The sequence below is a fragment of the Pantoea sp. GbtcB22 genome, assembly GCF_019091025.1.
Classification (GTDB): Bacteria; Pseudomonadota; Gammaproteobacteria; order Enterobacterales; family Enterobacteriaceae; genus Pantoea; species Pantoea leporis.
In genome coordinates, this window is the sequence record NZ_JAGXKB010000008.1 from 1 (window position 1) to 15,386 (window position 15,386).

At 54.5% G+C, this 15,386-nt stretch carries 13 protein-coding genes and 1 tRNA gene; 9 read left to right on the plus strand and 5 right to left on the minus strand.

Annotated features, from left to right (window positions below):
- Nucleotides 1–84 precede the first annotated feature (84 nt).
- Nucleotides 85–160 (plus strand) — tRNA-Trp (locus KVT28_RS20165).
- A 105-nt stretch (nt 161–265) separates the two neighbouring features.
- Here KVT28_RS20165 and hdfR read toward each other — a convergent pair.
- A complete protein-coding gene (gene hdfR / locus KVT28_RS20170) occupies nt 266–1,087 on the minus strand; it encodes an HTH-type transcriptional regulator HdfR (RefSeq protein WP_008106614.1) in 822 nt (273 codons plus the stop codon).
- A gap of 121 nt (nt 1,088–1,208) precedes the next feature.
- On the opposite strand from hdfR, the gene KVT28_RS20175 reads away from it, so the two are divergent.
- Nucleotides 1,209–1,547 carry a DUF413 domain-containing protein gene (locus tag KVT28_RS20175; RefSeq protein ID WP_008106616.1) on the plus strand — a complete coding sequence of 113 codons (339 nt, stop codon included), beginning with the start codon at nt 1,209–1,211 and terminating at the stop codon, nt 1,545–1,547.
- Nucleotides 1,548–1,577: 30 nt separating this feature from the next.
- On the opposite strand, the gene KVT28_RS20180 is transcribed toward KVT28_RS20175, so the two are convergent.
- Nucleotides 1,578–3,098, minus strand: coding sequence for a YifB family Mg chelatase-like AAA ATPase (locus KVT28_RS20180; RefSeq protein ID WP_110867717.1), 1,521 nt, complete (start codon nt 3,096–3,098; stop codon nt 1,578–1,580).
- A 328-nt stretch (nt 3,099–3,426) separates the two neighbouring features.
- Between KVT28_RS20180 and ilvL the strand changes: the two genes are divergently transcribed.
- From ilvL to ilvA, 6 genes are all read left to right on the plus strand, one after another.
- Nucleotides 3,427–3,525, plus strand: a complete 99-nt coding sequence (gene ilvL, locus KVT28_RS20185) for an ilv operon leader peptide (RefSeq protein ID WP_071531048.1) — start codon at nt 3,427–3,429, stop codon at nt 3,523–3,525.
- Between the two features lie 149 nt (nt 3,526–3,674).
- Nucleotides 3,675–5,321 carry an acetolactate synthase 2 catalytic subunit gene (ilvG, locus tag KVT28_RS20190; RefSeq protein WP_110867716.1) on the plus strand — a complete coding sequence of 549 codons (1,647 nt, stop codon included), beginning with the start codon at nt 3,675–3,677 and terminating at the stop codon, nt 5,319–5,321.
- A complete protein-coding gene (gene ilvM / locus KVT28_RS20195) occupies nt 5,318–5,575 on the plus strand; it encodes an acetolactate synthase 2 small subunit (protein WP_101762784.1) in 258 nt (85 codons plus the stop codon). Before ilvG ends, ilvM begins: the two co-directional genes overlap by 4 nt.
- A gap of 18 nt (nt 5,576–5,593) precedes the next feature.
- Nucleotides 5,594–6,523, plus strand: a complete 930-nt coding sequence (locus KVT28_RS20200; RefSeq protein ID WP_007888821.1) for a branched-chain amino acid transaminase — start codon at nt 5,594–5,596, stop codon at nt 6,521–6,523.
- Between the two features lie 62 nt (nt 6,524–6,585).
- Nucleotides 6,586–8,436 (plus strand): dihydroxy-acid dehydratase, encoded by a 1,851-nt coding sequence (gene ilvD, locus KVT28_RS20205; protein WP_217549803.1) that lies wholly within the window; start codon nt 6,586–6,588, stop codon nt 8,434–8,436.
- 3 nt (nt 8,437–8,439) lie between these two features.
- On the plus strand, nt 8,440–9,987 hold the full coding sequence (gene ilvA, locus KVT28_RS20210) for a threonine ammonia-lyase, biosynthetic (RefSeq protein WP_217549805.1): 1,548 nt from the start codon (nt 8,440–8,442) through the stop codon (nt 9,985–9,987).
- On the opposite strand, the gene ilvY is transcribed toward ilvA, so the two are convergent.
- Nucleotides 9,988–10,869: an HTH-type transcriptional activator IlvY gene (ilvY, locus tag KVT28_RS20215; protein WP_008106630.1), complete on the minus strand. Its 882-nt coding sequence runs from the start codon at nt 10,867–10,869 to the stop codon at nt 9,988–9,990. It abuts the gene before it with no gap.
- Nucleotides 10,870–11,030: 161 nt separating this feature from the next.
- Between ilvY and ilvC the strand changes: the two genes are divergently transcribed.
- Entirely contained in the window at nt 11,031–12,506 is a 1,476-nt protein-coding gene (ilvC, locus tag KVT28_RS20220) for a ketol-acid reductoisomerase (protein WP_008106632.1), read from the plus strand.
- 246 nt (nt 12,507–12,752) lie between these two features.
- On the opposite strand, the gene KVT28_RS20225 is transcribed toward ilvC, so the two are convergent.
- Together KVT28_RS20225 and yhjD are read right to left on the minus strand one after the other, a co-directional pair.
- The gene (locus tag KVT28_RS20225; RefSeq protein WP_101762781.1) at nt 12,753–14,087 is read right to left on the minus strand and encodes an MFS transporter; all 1,335 of its coding nucleotides are present in this window, start codon (nt 14,085–14,087) and stop codon (nt 12,753–12,755) included.
- A 289-nt stretch (nt 14,088–14,376) separates the two neighbouring features.
- On the minus strand, nt 14,377–15,384 hold the full coding sequence (gene yhjD, locus KVT28_RS20230; RefSeq protein ID WP_110867713.1) for an inner membrane protein YhjD: 1,008 nt from the start codon (nt 15,382–15,384) through the stop codon (nt 14,377–14,379).
- Between the last annotated feature and the right edge of the window lie 2 nt (nt 15,385–15,386).

Sequence of the window (15,386 nt, forward strand, 5' to 3'; positions counted from 1 at the left end):
GAGCGGTAGTTCAGTTGGTTAGAATACCTGCCTGTCACGCAGGGGGTCGCGGGTTCGAGCCCCGTCCGTTCCGCCACCCTAATTAGGGGCGTAGTTCAATTGGTAGAGCACCGGTCTCCAAAACCGGGTGTTGGGGGTTCGAGTCCCTCCGCCCCTGCCAGAAAATAATCCTTTGCTTCGGCAAAGGATTTTTTTTGTCCAGAATTCGGCAGTGAAATGAGTTTGAGTTTCACTGTGATCCACTCAAACTCCCTCATTTATTATCTTATTGTGTCAAAACCGGATATTTAAGCAGCTGACGAATGTGACTTTGCTGATCGCTATTCTGCAGCCACACCGCATATAACGGTCGCACGGCGACGGGTGTATCTGGAATAACCATCAAATCACTATAAATGCCGTGCCAAAAATCAGGTAAAAAGGCACAAGCACCGGTGGTATGCAGTAATTCGCGTGTTAAATGTGCGGATGTGGTGGTTAATACGGGAACATCATCACTGGACAGATAACTTTCATGCTGATGAAAATCTGCGCCCCATTCCAGCTTGATATAGTCATATTTTTCACGCTTCTCGGTTTTACGCGCCCGGAATAATGCGAGCGAAATATGCCCTATTTGCTGGCTGGTTAACTCATCCATTTTTGGCGCTTCAGTTGTGATCAACAGGTCCAACTGACGTTCATGCAATTGCTTAACCAGTAAATGTCGCTGGGCGATACGTGCCTCGAGATGAAGGCTTTCGCGATTCTCATAAAGTGTTTGCAACCAGGGAGTTAAATACGCTTCCCAAAGGGATGCGCTACCTCCTATTGAAAGCTCATGATGCTGTTGTGTATGCGAAACTTCCTTTTTGGCCATCAGCCAGGTGCTCATCAGGCTTTCGGCATAGGGTAATAAACGCTCGCCTGCTGAAGTCAGCCGGATGTTATTACGGTGACGAGTAAAAAGGTTTACGCCCAGCTGATTTTCCAGCTGACGAATGCGAAAACTAACGGCAGATTGCGTGAGGTAAAGCGCTTCAGCAGCACGCCCGAAATGGCGTGTTCTGCTCACTTCGAGGAAAGTTTTCAGTAATTCCGTATCCACTGCATTCTCCCAAAAATTGTTTGTCGTACTGATTTAAATGTTTTGTTTTACACTCTGTCAAGCCTATCTAATACTCCGCGCCATAAATAGCACGGCCATATGAGAGTCAGGAGCGTGTAAAATGGCGGATAGCTTCGCAACAACGAATCGTTTCTTTGATAACAAACATTACCCACGTGGTTTTTCGCGTCATGGTGATTTCACCATTAAAGAAGCTCAGCTTCTGGAGCGCCACGGTTACGCCTTTAATGAACTGGATCTCGCTAAGCGTGAACCCATTACAGAAGAAGAGCGTTCATTTTTAGAAGTATGTCGTGGTCTTCGTGAGCCACAAACGGAAGCTGAACGTGTATGGTCGAAATACACCGCACGTATCAAGCGACCTAAGCGTTTCCATACGCTATCTGGCGGCAAGCCGCAGATGGATACGGTGGAAGATTTTAGCGATAGCGATGATTAAGAATAGCGGGGCTTATATAAGCCCCGTTTTTTATTCCAGAGTCTTGTGCAGATAGATCATTAAGCGGTCGATGCTGCGATATCCCACCGCTTCCTGCAAATGACTACGAGTAATCTGCTCTTCACCTGCTAAATCAGCGATTGTCCTGGCCACCTTTAAAATCCGCTGCCAGGCGCGTACTGAAAGCCCCAACGAATTCAACACTTCTTCCAGCCATTCAGCATCCTGCTGCTTCAATGGACACCAGCGCAAAATCTCTGGGTTAGAGAGATGAGCATTCACTTTTCCGCTGCGTGCTGTTTGAATCTTTCGTGCGGCGAGGACGCGAGTTAAAACTTCAGCGCTGCTTTCGCTGACTTGTTGTTTCTTACTCAGAGACCCACTGGGAAGAAGTGGGACCTCTAACGATAAATCAAAGCGATCGAGAAAAGGTCCTGATAACCGATTGAGATAGCGCAACACCTGCTGAGGTGATGAGCGATTATGGTTGCCCTGATAATGCCCGGTCGGGCTGGGATTCATCGCGCCGATCAATTGAAAGCGCGCGGGATACGTCACTTTAGCGCGCGTGCGTGAAATGGCGATTTCCCCGGATTCAATCGGTTCGCGCAAAGCATCAAGCGTTCTGCGCTCGAATTCTGGCAGCTCATCGAGGAATAACACGCCATTGTGTGCCAAGGAGATTTCTCCCGGCCGCGGCAAGGAGCCGCCCCCAACCAGCGCATAGAGTGATGAACTGTGATGAGGCGCTCTGAACGGCCGTTTGCGCCACTGATGATGGAGATTGCCACTGCTTACCAGACTGGCGATAGCGGCGCACTCCAGCGCTTCCTGGTCGTCTAACGGTGGCATGATACCGGGCAGACGCGTCGCTAACATGGTCTTGCCGGTGCCAGGCGGCCCAATCAGTAATAGGTTATGCCCGCCAGCTGCGGTGATCTCCAGTGCACGTCGGCCCTGATCCTGGCCAATGATATCGCTGAGGTCCTGCTTTTCCTGTTCAAGCGTTTCGGGCTGATAATGCGCGACAGTGAGAGTGGTTTTGTTATGGAGAAACGCACAGATTTCTACCAGATGTTTGCCAACCAGCGTCTCGCCCTGTTGAATCAACCCTACATCCTGTTGATTCTGTTCAGCTAACACCATTTGTCTGCCTGCTTGCAGTGCCGCCATCGCAGCTGGAATAGCGGCCTGAACGCCACAGAGCGCGCCGTTAAGTGCTAACTCCCCCAGGAATTCAAATTGCCCCAGTTTTGCGTCTGGCAGCTGCTCAGAGGCCGCCAGAATGGCGATAGCGATGGGGAGGTCATAGCGTCCGCCCTCTTTTGGCAGATCGGCAGGCGCCAGATTGATGGTGACGCGTTTCGCCGGGAAGGTGAACCCGCTATTAATAATCGCGCTTCGCACCCGTTCCCGCGCTTCTTTTACCGTGGTTTCAGGCAGTCCAACCAGCGTCAGGGCCGGCAAGCCGTTGCTGATGTGCACTTCCACCGTCACCAGCGGAGCCTGAACACCCAGCGCAGCTCGTGTTAATACCTTCGATAAAGACATAACCGCTCCTTGTTGTCCTTATCATCAAAGCAGCCAGACAGATGAACAATGGCTTACTGCTCAACTTCAGAGCCAGATTCCTTACATTCCCTGATAATTGCCGCTCTTTCACTGAAAATCAGAGCTTGATCGTAAACTCCAAATGAAGATTACGACGCGGGCGTTATGAATTTTTATCACAAATGTAAATAACCTTTTATTTACAATGTGATAACGGCGGGCCGCCAGCGGCATCATAAAATTTTCCAATGAAAATTATTGTCAACGACACGCTAACTATGGTAACTCTGTAGGTATTACTTCGAACAATCGAAAAAACAAACAACACATGAAAGCCCTTCTACAAGTGATTAGCCTAGTCGTGATTAGCGTGGTGGTGATTATTATCCCACCGTGCGGGGCATCGCTTGGAGAAAGAAAGGCTTAAAAATCAAGTCTGGAATTCCAAAAACCCCCGCACCGAAAGGTCCGGGGGTTTTTTTTTGACCAGGCTAAATATCAGCAAGTTAGCGAGGAACAGATTATGAGCAGTAGCATAAAATTCTGTTGTTCCCCTAGGAATACAGGAGAATAACCATGACAGGTGCACAGTGGGTAGTTCAGGCTTTACGCGCGCAGGGTGTCGATACAGTGTTTGGCTATCCTGGCGGCGCAATCATGCCAGTGTACGATGCGCTCTACGATGGCGGCGTGGAACACCTACTGTGTCGTCATGAGCAAGGTGCGGTGATGGCTGCTATCGGTTATGCCCGCGCAACCGGCAAGACTGGCGTATGTATCGCCACTTCGGGGCCCGGCGCCACCAACCTGATCACCGGTTTGGCGGATGCGATGATGGATTCGATCCCGGTTGTGGCGATCACCGGCCAGGTATCATCGGCCTTCATCGGCACCGATGCCTTCCAGGAAATAGACGTTCTTGGTTTATCGTTAGCCTGCACCAAACACAGTTTCCTCGTTGAATCGCTTGATGATTTACCCTCTGTGATGGCAGAAGCTTTTGCCATCGCGCAATCGGGTCGTCCCGGCCCGGTACTGGTCGATATCCCTAAAGACATTCAGATCGCCAATGGCGAACTGACGCCTCATCTGCTGCCAGTTGAGGAAGAAATCGGCCACTCCGCGCAGCATATTGCAGAGGCGCGCACATTGATGGCGCAATCGCATAAGCCGATGCTGTATATCGGTGGCGGCGTGGGTATGGCGCAGGCGGTTCCAGCCTTACGTGCCATGGCGCAGGAAACCGGTATTCCGATGGTTTCTACGCTGAAAGGTCTTGGCAGCGCGGATGCCAGCAGCGATCTCTATCTCGGGATGCTGGGCATGCACGGCACCAAAGCCGCTAACCTCGCGGTACAATCCTGTGATTTGCTGATTGCGGTTGGCGCGCGTTTTGACGACCGCGTTACTGGCAAGCTGGACACCTTCGCGCCGCACGCCAGCGTCATCCATATCGATATCGATCCTGCCGAGCTGAACAAACTGCGCCGTGCTCACGTTTCACTACAAGGCGATATGAATCAGGTGCTGCCGGCACTGAGCATGCCAATGCACATTGATGGCTGGCGCAAAGAAGTCAGCGCGATGAAAAGCGAATTCGACTGGCGCTACGATCATCCCGGCGAAGCGATTTATGCGCCGTTGTTGCTGAAGCAGTTGTCTGACCGCAAAGCGGACAGCGCCGTAGTCACCACCGATGTAGGTCAACACCAGATGTGGGCCGCTCAGCACATGAGTTTCACCGCGCCAGAAAACTTCATCACCTCGAGCGGTCTCGGCACTATGGGCTTTGGCCTGCCGGCGGCGATTGGTGCGCAGGTGGCACGTCCAGATGACACAGTGATCTGCGTGTCTGGCGATGGTTCTATCATGATGAACATTCAGGAGCTGGGCACCATCAAGCGCGGCAAGCTGCCGGTGAAAATTCTGCTGCTGGATAACCAGCGTCTCGGCATGGTGCGCCAGTGGCAGCAACTGTTCTTTGATGGTCGCTACAGCGAAACCATTCTGACCGACAACCCCGATTTCCTCACGCTGGCCAGCGCGTTTGATATCCCAGGCCAGCGCATTAGCCGTAAAGATCAGGTCGACGCCGCCCTCGATGCTCTGCTGAACAGTGAAGGTCCTTACTTCCTGCATGTTTCGATAGATGAGCATGAAAACGTCTGGCCATTGGTACCGCCAGGTGCCAGCAACGCAAACATGATGGAGAAAACCGCATGAATCAGCATCAATTGTCTATCGAAGCCCGCTTTCGTCCTGAAATATTGGAGCGCATTTTGCGTGTCGTGCGTCACCGTGGTTTCCAGGTGTGTGCGATGAATATGGCCACCGCGGTCAATGCGGAGAACATTAATATCGAAATGACCGTTGCCAGCCAACGCTCAGTCGATTTACTGTCTTCGCAGTTAAGCAAACTTATGGATGTCGCTTGCGTCGAGATCCAACAACAGACAACACAACAAATCCGCGCATAGTCGCCAAAGGAAAAAGCAATGAGTACGAAGAAAGCAGACTTTATTTGGTTCAATGGTGAGATGGTTAAGTGGGAAGACGCCAAGGTCAGCGTTATGTCTCACGCCCTGCACTACGGTACTTCTGTGTTTGAAGGCGTGCGTTGCTACGACTCACACAAAGGTCCAGTGGTGTTCCGCCACCGTGAGCATATGAAGCGTCTGCATGAATCCGCTAAAATTTATCGTTTCCCGATTAAAGCCAGCGTTGATGAGTTGATGGAAGCGTGCCGCGAAGTGATCCGCGTGAACAAACTGAAAAGCGCTTATATCCGTCCGCTGGCCTTCGTGGGCGACGTGGGTCTGGGTGTGAACCCGCCAGATGGCTACACCACCGATGTAATCATCGCTGCCTTCCCTTGGGGTGCTTACCTGGGCGCTGAAGCGCTGGAAAACGGTATCGATGCCATGGTTTCTTCGTGGAACCGCGTTGCACCAAACACCTTGCCAACCGCCGCGAAAGCGGGTGGTAACTATCTCTCCTCTCTGCTGGTAGGCAGCGAAGCGCGCCGCCACGGCTATCAGGAAGGTATCGCGCTCGACACCAACGGCTATATTTCAGAAGGTGCTGGCGAAAACTTGTTCGAAGTGAAAGATGGCATTCTGTTCACGCCGCCGTTCACCTCTTCAGCGCTGCCGGGCATCACCCGTGACGCCATCATCAAGCTGGCACAAGACATGGGTATCGAAGTGCGTGAGCAGGTTCTGTCGCGCGAATCCCTGTATCTGGCCGACGAAGTCTTCATGTCAGGTACTGCAGCGGAGATCACCCCGGTGCGCAGCGTCGACGGCATTCAGGTCGGCGAAGGTAAACGTGGTCCGGTCACAGGTCGTATCCAGAAGGCATTCTTTGGCCTGTTCACTGGCGAGACGGAAGACAAGTGGGGCTGGTTGGATCCGGTTAACGCATAACGAGATTTTTTGCGGGCGTCAGATGGCGCCCGCAACCTTATTATTACTGGAGTAAATAGAGCATGCCTAAGTACCGTTCCGCCACCACCACCCATGGACGTAACATGGCCGGTGCCCGTGCCTTGTGGCGCGCGACAGGAATGACCGACGACGATTTCGGTAAGCCGATTATCGCCGTGGTCAACTCATTCACCCAATTCGTACCGGGCCACGTGCACCTGCGCGATCTTGGCAAACTGGTTGCTGAGGAAATCGAAGCAGCCGGCGGCGTGGCCAAAGAGTTCAACACCATTGCGGTGGATGACGGTATCGCCATGGGTCATGGCGGCATGCTGTATTCACTGCCTTCACGTGAGCTGATTGCCGATTCAGTGGAGTACATGGTCAACGCGCACTGCGCCGATGCCATGGTATGTATCTCCAACTGCGACAAAATCACTCCAGGCATGCTGATGGCGTCACTGCGCCTCAACATTCCGGTGATCTTTGTGTCTGGCGGCCCGATGGAAGCCGGTAAAACCAAACTGTCTGATCAAATCATCAAGCTGGATCTGGTTGATGCAATGATTCAGGGCGCCAACCCGAACGTCAGCGATGCCGACAGCGATCAGATCGAACGTTCTGCTTGTCCAACCTGCGGTTCCTGTTCCGGTATGTTCACCGCCAACTCGATGAACTGTCTGACCGAAGCGCTGGGCTTGTCGCAGCCGGGTAACGGTTCACTGCTGGCCACACACGCCGATCGTAAAGAGCTGTTCATCAATGCCGGTAAGCGCATCGTTAGCCTGACCAAACGCTACTACGAGCAGGATGACGTCAACATGCTGCCGCGGAACATCGCCACCAAAGCGGCGTTCGAGAATGCGATGACGCTGGATATCGCCATGGGCGGTTCCACCAACACCGTTCTCCATCTTCTGGCTGCCGCGCAGGAAGGCGAGATCGATTTCAATATCTCCGATATCGACCGTCTGTCACGCAAAGTGCCGCAGCTGTGTAAAGTGGCGCCAAGTACGCCAAAATACCATATGGAAGATGTGCACCGTGCGGGTGGCGTTATCGGCATTCTCGGTGAGTTAGATCGCGCCGGTTTGATCGACACCAGCGCGCGCAACATTCTGCAGCAGAGCATGCGTGAAACCATCGATCAGTACGACATCATGCTGACCAAAGATCAGGCGGTTAAGGATATGTTCCGTGCCGGTCCTGCTGGTATTCGTACCACCAAGGCGTTCTCGCAGAACTGCCGTTGGGACACGCTGGATGATGACCGTACCGATGGTTGTATTCGTACGCGCGAACACGCGTACTCGCAGGATGGCGGCTTAGCTGTGCTTTACGGCAACATTGCCGAAGATGGCTGCATCGTTAAAACCGCGGGCGTAGACAAAGAGATCCTCACCTTCAAAGGCCCGGCGAAAGTGTACGAAAGCCAGGATGATGCGGTTGAAGCGATCCTTGGCGGCAAAGTGGTAGCCGGCGACGTCGTGGTGATCCGCTACGAAGGACCGAAAGGCGGACCGGGCATGCAGGAAATGCTCTATCCGACCACTTATCTGAAATCCATGGGCCTCGGCAAAAGCTGCGCACTGATCACCGACGGTCGCTTCTCTGGCGGTACGTCAGGCTTGTCGATTGGACACGCCTCTCCGGAAGCGGCGAGCGGCGGCACCATCGCGCTGGTGAAAGATGGCGACATGATTGAGATCGATATCCCGAACCGTGGCATCAAGCTGGCGGTACCGGATAACGAACTGCACGCCCGTCGTGAAGAAGAGCAAGCGCGTGGCGATGCGGCTTATACCCCGCACGGCCGCGTGCGTGAAGTCTCCTTTGCCCTGCGCGCCTATGCATCACTGGCGACCAGCGCAGACAAAGGCGCGGTGCGCGATAAGTCCAAGCTGGGAGGCTAACCGATGGCTGAGTCTCAACCGCTCTCCGCGACGCCAAACGGCGCGGAGTATTTGCGCGCAGTGCTGCGTTCACCGGTGTATGAAATTGCCCAGGTGACGCCGCTGCAAAAAATGGAAAAAATTTCATCGCGTCTTGGCAACACCATTCTGGTGAAGCGTGAAGATCGTCAGCCGGTGCACAGCTTCAAGCTGCGCGGGGCTTACGCGATGATTGCCGGGCTGAACGAAGAGCAAAAAGCGCGCGGCGTGGTCACGGCTTCGGCCGGTAACCATGCGCAGGGCGTGGCGCTTTCGGCCAGCACGTTGGGCATCAAATCACTGATTGTGATGCCGCTGGCCACGGCAGACATCAAGGTTGATGCGGTACGCGCATTTGGCGGTGAGGCTTATCTGTTTGGTGCCAACTTCGACGAGGCGAAAGCCAAAGCGATTGAGCTGGCAGAGCAGCAGGGTTACACCTTCGTTCCTCCGTTTGACCATCCGGCAGTGATCGCCGGGCAGGGCACGCTGGCGATGGAGTTGCTGCAGCAGGACGCGCATCTTGATCGCGTCTTCGTGCCGGTCGGCGGCGGTGGTCTGGCGGCGGGTGTCGCGGTGTTGATCAAGCAGCTGATGCCGCAGATCAAAGTGATTGCCGTGGAATCGGAAGATTCAGCCTGCCTGAAGGCCGCGCTGGATGCGGGTGAACCGGTAGATTTGGCGCGCGTGGGCTTGTTTGCGGAAGGCGTGGCTGTCAAACGCATCGGCAGCGAAACCTTCCGTCTGTGTCAGGAGTATCTCGATGACATCATCACGGTGGATAGCGATGCAATTTGCGCAGCGGTGAAAGATCTGTTCGAAGATGTGCGCGCCGTGGCGGAACCTTCCGGCGCGCTGGCGCTGGCGGGTATGAAGAAGTACATCCAGCTGCACGACATCAAAGGTGAGCGCCTGGCGCACGTGTTGTCGGGTGCCAACGTCAACTTCCACGGCTTGCGCTATGTCTCCGAGCGTTGCGAACTGGGCGAACAGCGTGAAGCGCTGCTGGCGGTCACCATTCCAGAACAGCAGGGCAGTTTCCTCAAGTTCTGTCAGACCATCGGCGGGCGCTCCATCACCGAGTTTAACTATCGTTACGCCGATGCGGATAACGCCTGCATTTTCGTCGGCGTGCGCTTAACGCGCGGGCTGGAGGAGCGCGGTGAGATCATCAGCCAACTGAGCGAAGCCGGTTATCACGTGGTGGATCTGTCGGATGACGAAATGGCCAAGCTGCACGTGCGCTACATGGTCGGCGGACGTCCATCGAAGCCGCTGCGCGAACGCCTGTTTAGCTTTGAATTCCCGGAAGCACCGGGCGCGCTGCTGAAGTTCCTGCAGACGTTGGGTGCGCACTGGAATATCTCGCTGTTCCATTATCGCAGCCACGGCACCGATTATGGCCGCGTGCTGGCGGCATTTGAAGCCAACGATCAGGAACCGGATTTCGAAACCCATCTCACCGCGTTGGGTTACGAATGGCATGACGAAGCGAGCAACCCGGCGTTCCGTTTCTTCCTCGCCGGGCAGTGATTACAGCTGGTGCCAGAACGCATTGATAAGCGGCTCTCCGAGCCGCTTTTTTTGTACGCAAACGCCGAGTTCCAGCGGTGCGACAGACTCCACATTCTCCAGCGTTAACACGCGATTGCGCACCGGTTCCGGGCTGTTCTCCAGCACCACATCCGGCAGCAGCGCAATACCACATCCCAGCGCCACCATTGACACAATCGCCTCATGACCGGAAACCGTGGCATAAATCTGTGGATTGGGAATGCGCTGGCGGCGGAACCATAAATCGATACCGCGGCGTGCAGGTCCTTGTTCCGGGAGGATAAACGGAATTTGCGCCCAATCGGGTTGCTCCTGCGTCGCCTGATTGCGCACCGGGCAGGGCAGCGCCGGAGCGATCAGCACCAGCGGAATCAGGCCCAGTGGCGTAAAATCTATGCTGGCCGGCAGCGATTCTGGGCGACCGGCAATGGCGAGATCGGCGTCGCCGGACTGCACCATCTCAATCGCATCGGCGGCATCACCGGTGGTGAGTTTGATCTCTACCTGCGGATGTTCAGCGCGAAAGCGATCAAGAATCGGCGGCAGATGGCTGTAAGCGGCGGTTACCGAGCAGAACAGGCGCAGTTCGCCGCTCAGCGACGGGCCGTTAAGATCCATCACATGGCGTAACTGCTGATACTGCAGCAACGTCTGCTGCGCAAACTGGCGCAGGCGCTCACCGGCTTCGGTGAGCGTGACGGTGCGGTTATCACGCAGGAACAGCGCGTGACCGACATCCTCTTCCAGGCGCTGAATCTGGCGCGAAAGGGTTGAAGGGCTGACGTGCATGGCACGCGCGGTGCGGCCAAAGTGGCAGCTTTCAGCCAGATGAAGGAAGAGTTTCAGGTCTCGTAAATCCATGCGCGTATCGCCTCAAGGTTATGTTGCAAATTATGCAATGTGACCTTGCTAATATATCAATTTAAGCAACGGATTTCCTGTCATATGATGGGGTCATTCGCGGCGTAAGAGACAACGTCGTTACTGAACAAAAACAAACACAACATCTAACCGGAGTACCCATGGCTAATTACTTCAACACATTGAATCTGCGCAACCAGTTAGCGCAGCTGGGCAAATGTCGTTTCATGTCACGTGACGAATTCGCTGATGGTGCTAGCTTCCTGAAAGGCAAGAAAGTGGTCATCGTTGGCTGTGGCGCTCAGGGTCTGAACCAAGGTCTGAACATGCGTGATTCTGGTCTGGACGTGGCGTATGCCCTGCGTGCTGAAGCGATTGCTGAGAAGCGTGCCTCTTTCCGCAAAGCGACCGACAACGGCTTCAAAGTCGGTACTTACGAAGAGCTGATCCCACAGGCCGATCTGGTGGTTAACCTGACTCCAGACAAGCAGCACTCTGCGGTCGTTCAGGCTGTTCAGCCGCTGATGAAAGATGGCGCTGCGCTGGGTTACTCACACGGTTTCAACATCGTTGAAGTGGGCGAAACCATCCGTAAAGACATCACCGTCGTGATGGTGGCGCCGAAGTGCCCGGGTACGGAAGTACGTGAAGAGTACAAGCGTGGTTTCGGTGTACCTACGCTGATTGCTGTTCACCCGGAAAACGATCCGAAAGGCGAAGGCATGGCGATTGCTAAAGCCTGGGCAGCAGCGACCGGCGGCGACCGTGCAGGCGTGCTGGAATCTTCCTTCGTTGCGGAAGTGAAATCTGACCTGATGGGCGAGCAGACCATCCTGTGCGGTATGCTGCAGGCCGGTTCTCTGCTGTGCTTCGACAAGCTGGTGGCTGAAGGTCACGACGCGGCTTACACCGAAAAACTGATTCAGTTCGGCTGGGAAACCATCACCGAATCACTGAAGTTTGGCGGCATCACGCTGATGATGGATCGCTTGTCTAACCCAGCGAAAATCCGCGCTTATGCTTTGTCTGAGCAGCTGAAAACCATCATGGCTCCGCTGTTCCAGAAGCACATGGATGACATCATCTCTGGCGAATTCTCTTCAGGCATGATGGCTGACTGGGCTAACGACGACAAAAACCTGCTGACCTGGCGTGAAGAGACCGGCGCAACGGCATTCGAAAACGCACCGCAGTTTGATGGCAAAATCGAAGAGCAGGAATATTACGACAAAGGCGTCGTGATGGTTGCGATGGTGAAAGCAGGCGTTGAGCTGGCATTCGAAACCATGGTTGACGCGGGCATCATCGAAGAGTCGGCTTACTACGAATCACTGCACGAGCTGCCGCTGATTGCTAACACCATCGCACGTAAGCGTCTGTATGAAATGAACGTGGTTATCTCGGATACCGCAGAATACGGTAACTACCTGTTCTCCTTTGCGGCAGTTCCACTGCTGAAAGAGTTCATGACCACGCTGCAGCCGGGCGATCTGGGCAAAGCAGTTGAAGGTACGCAGGTGGATAACGCGCAGCTGCGTGACGTCAACGAAGCCGTTCGTCAGCACCCAATCGAATCTGTAGGCCGCAAATTGCGTGGCTACATGACCGATATGAAACGTATCGCTGTCGCTGGCTAAGCCACGCGCGACACAGTTTTCAGCACAATAAAAAACCCCGGCTTGCCGGGGTTTTTTTATTCGTGCTCGCTGTTGCTCTAGGTGTGTGCTCGGTGTCCCCCTCCTCGGTCCTCCCCCATGAATGGGGGAGGAAGATGCTGCCATTTGTTAGTTCTGAAGCTGCATGTGGCAGCGTCTCCTTCCCCCGCTAGCGGGGGAAGGCCGGGATGGGGGACAGCAAGCACGTACAAAGTACCGCCAGCTCAATCACACCGCTTCATACAGCGTCTGATTACGCGTCTCTTTACAGGCAATCAGCGCGATCAATGTCAGCACCGCCATCGAAGCCAGATAGAAGCCCACCGCCTGCAAACCGTAATGGGCGTTCAGCCAGGTGGCGATATAAGGCGCTACCGAGGCACCAAGAATCGACGACAGGTTGTAGGAGAACGATGCGCCGGTATAACGCACTTCCGTTGGGAACAGCTCTGGCAGCAGCGCGCCCATCGGACCAAACGTCAGGCCCATAATGCTCAGACCAAGGATCAGGAAGCCCATTACCAGCACCTGAGAACCGGAACCCAGCAGCATTGGGAACATCAATGCAAAGGCGATAATCATCAACGTAATGGTGATCATGGTTTTACGACGACCAAAGCGATCGGCCAGCAGACCGGCAATCGGCACCATCACACCAAAACCAATCACCGCCACCATCAGCATCCACAGGAAGCTGTTACGTGAATAGCCAAGGCCGGCCGGTGCGGGTGCGGTGCCGTAACTCATCGAATACACGGTCATGATGTAGAACAGCGTGTAAGTGGCGAGCATGATGAAGGTGCCGAGAATGGTGGCGGTCAGATGCTTGCTCAGCAGCGTGCCGATCGGCATTTTCACCTGTTTGTTCTCTTTCTGCACTTTGGCGAATACCGGGCTTTCATGCAGCGAAACGCGCACATACAGGCCAATTAACACCAGCACCGCAGAGAGAATAAACGGCACGCGCCAGCCCCAGTTCATGAACTGCTCGTCGGTCAGCAACCAAGAAAGCAGCAGGAACGTGCCGTTAGCGAAGAAGAAGCCAATCGGCGCGCCGAGCTGTGGGAACGAACCATAAAGCGCACGTTTCTTCGCCGGGGCATTTTCGGTCGCCAGCAGCGCCGCGCCGCCCCATTCGCCACCAAGGCCAAGACCCTGACCAAAACGCGCCAGCGCCAGCAGCAGCGGCGCTGCCACGCCAATGGTTTCATAACCTGGCAGTAAACCAATCAGCACCGTCGAGACGCCCATGGTCAGCAGCGATGCCACCAAGGTGGCTTTACGGCCAACTCGGTCGCCAAAGTGTCCAAACACGGCAGAACCGATAGGACGCGCCACGAAGGCGATCGCGAAGGTCGCCAGCGACTGCAACGTGGCCACGGTCGGATCGCCCTGCGGGAAGAAGATGTGCGGGAAAATAATCACCGCAGCGGTGGCATAGATATAGAAATCGAAGAACTCAATGGCGGTGCCGACAAGCGATGCCACAACCACTTTGCCACGTGAATTGACCGGCGTGTCGTCGTGTTTTTTGTCGAGTGTTTCTGTGATGGAGGCTTGCATAAGTGTTTCTTAATTGTAAATGTAGACAGAGAATCTTACGCACCTGGTTTGCGGCATTCAATGGCGAAAAACCGCGTCAGACCGGGCTTTTTCGGCGAATAAGTGGATAATTTCTGAGTTGCTGCGATCAGTGGCGGATGGGAACGGGAAGTGTCACTTTTTTGGCGGGAATCTCTGCAAAAGGGCCAAATTAAAGTGACCCTTTAGCGTTTCCTGCTGGTTTTTGCTGAAAAAGCAGCCAGCAGGAGACATTTTTAGCTAGTACGGCAATTGTAACAACCTCGTTGGCTTATTTAGCCTGATGCGGCTGCGGCATCTCTTTATCATCTTTGTATTTGGCGGTGGCGATCCACGCGGCGCAGAACAGCGTCAAACGCGCAAAGAAGTAGAAGAACGCCATTAAGCCGAGTACTGAACCAAAGGCCGCGCCCGACGGCGAGCTTGCCAGCTTCGGCAGCGTCAGCGTCATTACAAACTTGATCACCTCAAAGCCAATCGCCGCCAGCAGCGTGCCGCGGAACAGCGCTTTTTTACGCGGCTTGTGGCGCGGTAAAATCCAGAAGATCCACAGGAACAGCAGATAGTTAGCCAGGATAGAGATAGATAACGCAATCACCGTCATCGCTGGGCGCAGCCACTCAATGTCTTCCAGCCCCAGCGCGTTAACGATCGCTGCCTGCGCCGCGCCGGCAATCGAGGTCAGCGACAGCGTAATCACCAGCGCAAACATCAAACCCAACAGCGAAATCAGATCGCGCGCGTACTTCTTCCAGAATTTCTCCTGATCGTCCGGCGTGCGTTCCCACACGTCGCGTGACTGCGCGCGCACCGCTTCACGCAGGTTGCCCATCCAGTTAATGCCGGAGTAGAGCGCCAGCAGCAAACCGGTTAATCCCACTGTGGCACGCTGCTGAATCGCGGTATTCACCGTATTTTTCAGCGTGGTGGCCAACGTCGGGTCGCTGATGCTGTTAACGATTTTGTTGATCAACTCGGTGAGCAAATCCTGATTCGACGCCAGCACAAAACCGACCGCCGCAAAGGAGACCATCAAAATCGGTATCAGAGAGAGAAAGGAAAAGTAAGTGATCGCCGCGCCAAACTGGCTACCGAGACGATCGTTGAAGCGTTCCAGCGCGCGCATAAAGTGCGCCACCGCCGGAATCGCCTGGAACCAGGCAGCGAAGCGCGACACATTTTGAATCGAGCCATCCACGGTTTTATTGCCGGTTTTAATATCAATCAGCGGCTTGGCTTCTGCCTCGGCCGCGGTCTGTTTAGGGGTTTTGTCCGTCATAG

What these genes read in the sequence shown, in the direction of transcription:
- KVT28_RS20175 (WP_008106616.1), top strand. Translation starts at nt 1,209, where the DNA reads ATGGCGGATAGCTTCGCAACAACGAATCGTTTCTTTGATAACAAACAT.
- KVT28_RS20180 (WP_110867717.1), bottom strand. Translation starts at nt 3,098, where the DNA reads ATGTCTTTATCGAAGGTATTAACACGAGCTGCGCTGGGTGTTCAGGCT.
- ilvL (WP_071531048.1), top strand. Translation starts at nt 3,427, where the DNA reads ATGAAAGCCCTTCTACAAGTGATTAGCCTAGTCGTGATTAGCGTGGTG.
- ilvG (WP_110867716.1), top strand. Translation starts at nt 3,675, where the DNA reads ATGACAGGTGCACAGTGGGTAGTTCAGGCTTTACGCGCGCAGGGTGTC.
- ilvM (WP_101762784.1), top strand. Translation starts at nt 5,318, where the DNA reads ATGAATCAGCATCAATTGTCTATCGAAGCCCGCTTTCGTCCTGAAATA.
- KVT28_RS20200 (WP_007888821.1), top strand. Translation starts at nt 5,594, where the DNA reads ATGAGTACGAAGAAAGCAGACTTTATTTGGTTCAATGGTGAGATGGTT.
- ilvD (WP_217549803.1), top strand. Translation starts at nt 6,586, where the DNA reads ATGCCTAAGTACCGTTCCGCCACCACCACCCATGGACGTAACATGGCC.
- ilvA (WP_217549805.1), top strand. Translation starts at nt 8,440, where the DNA reads ATGGCTGAGTCTCAACCGCTCTCCGCGACGCCAAACGGCGCGGAGTAT.
- ilvY (WP_008106630.1), bottom strand. Translation starts at nt 10,869, where the DNA reads ATGGATTTACGAGACCTGAAACTCTTCCTTCATCTGGCTGAAAGCTGC.
- ilvC (WP_008106632.1), top strand. Translation starts at nt 11,031, where the DNA reads ATGGCTAATTACTTCAACACATTGAATCTGCGCAACCAGTTAGCGCAG.
- KVT28_RS20225 (WP_101762781.1), bottom strand. Translation starts at nt 14,087, where the DNA reads ATGCAAGCCTCCATCACAGAAACACTCGACAAAAAACACGACGACACG.
- yhjD (WP_110867713.1), bottom strand. Translation starts at nt 15,384, where the DNA reads ATGACGGACAAAACCCCTAAACAGACCGCGGCCGAGGCAGAAGCCAAG.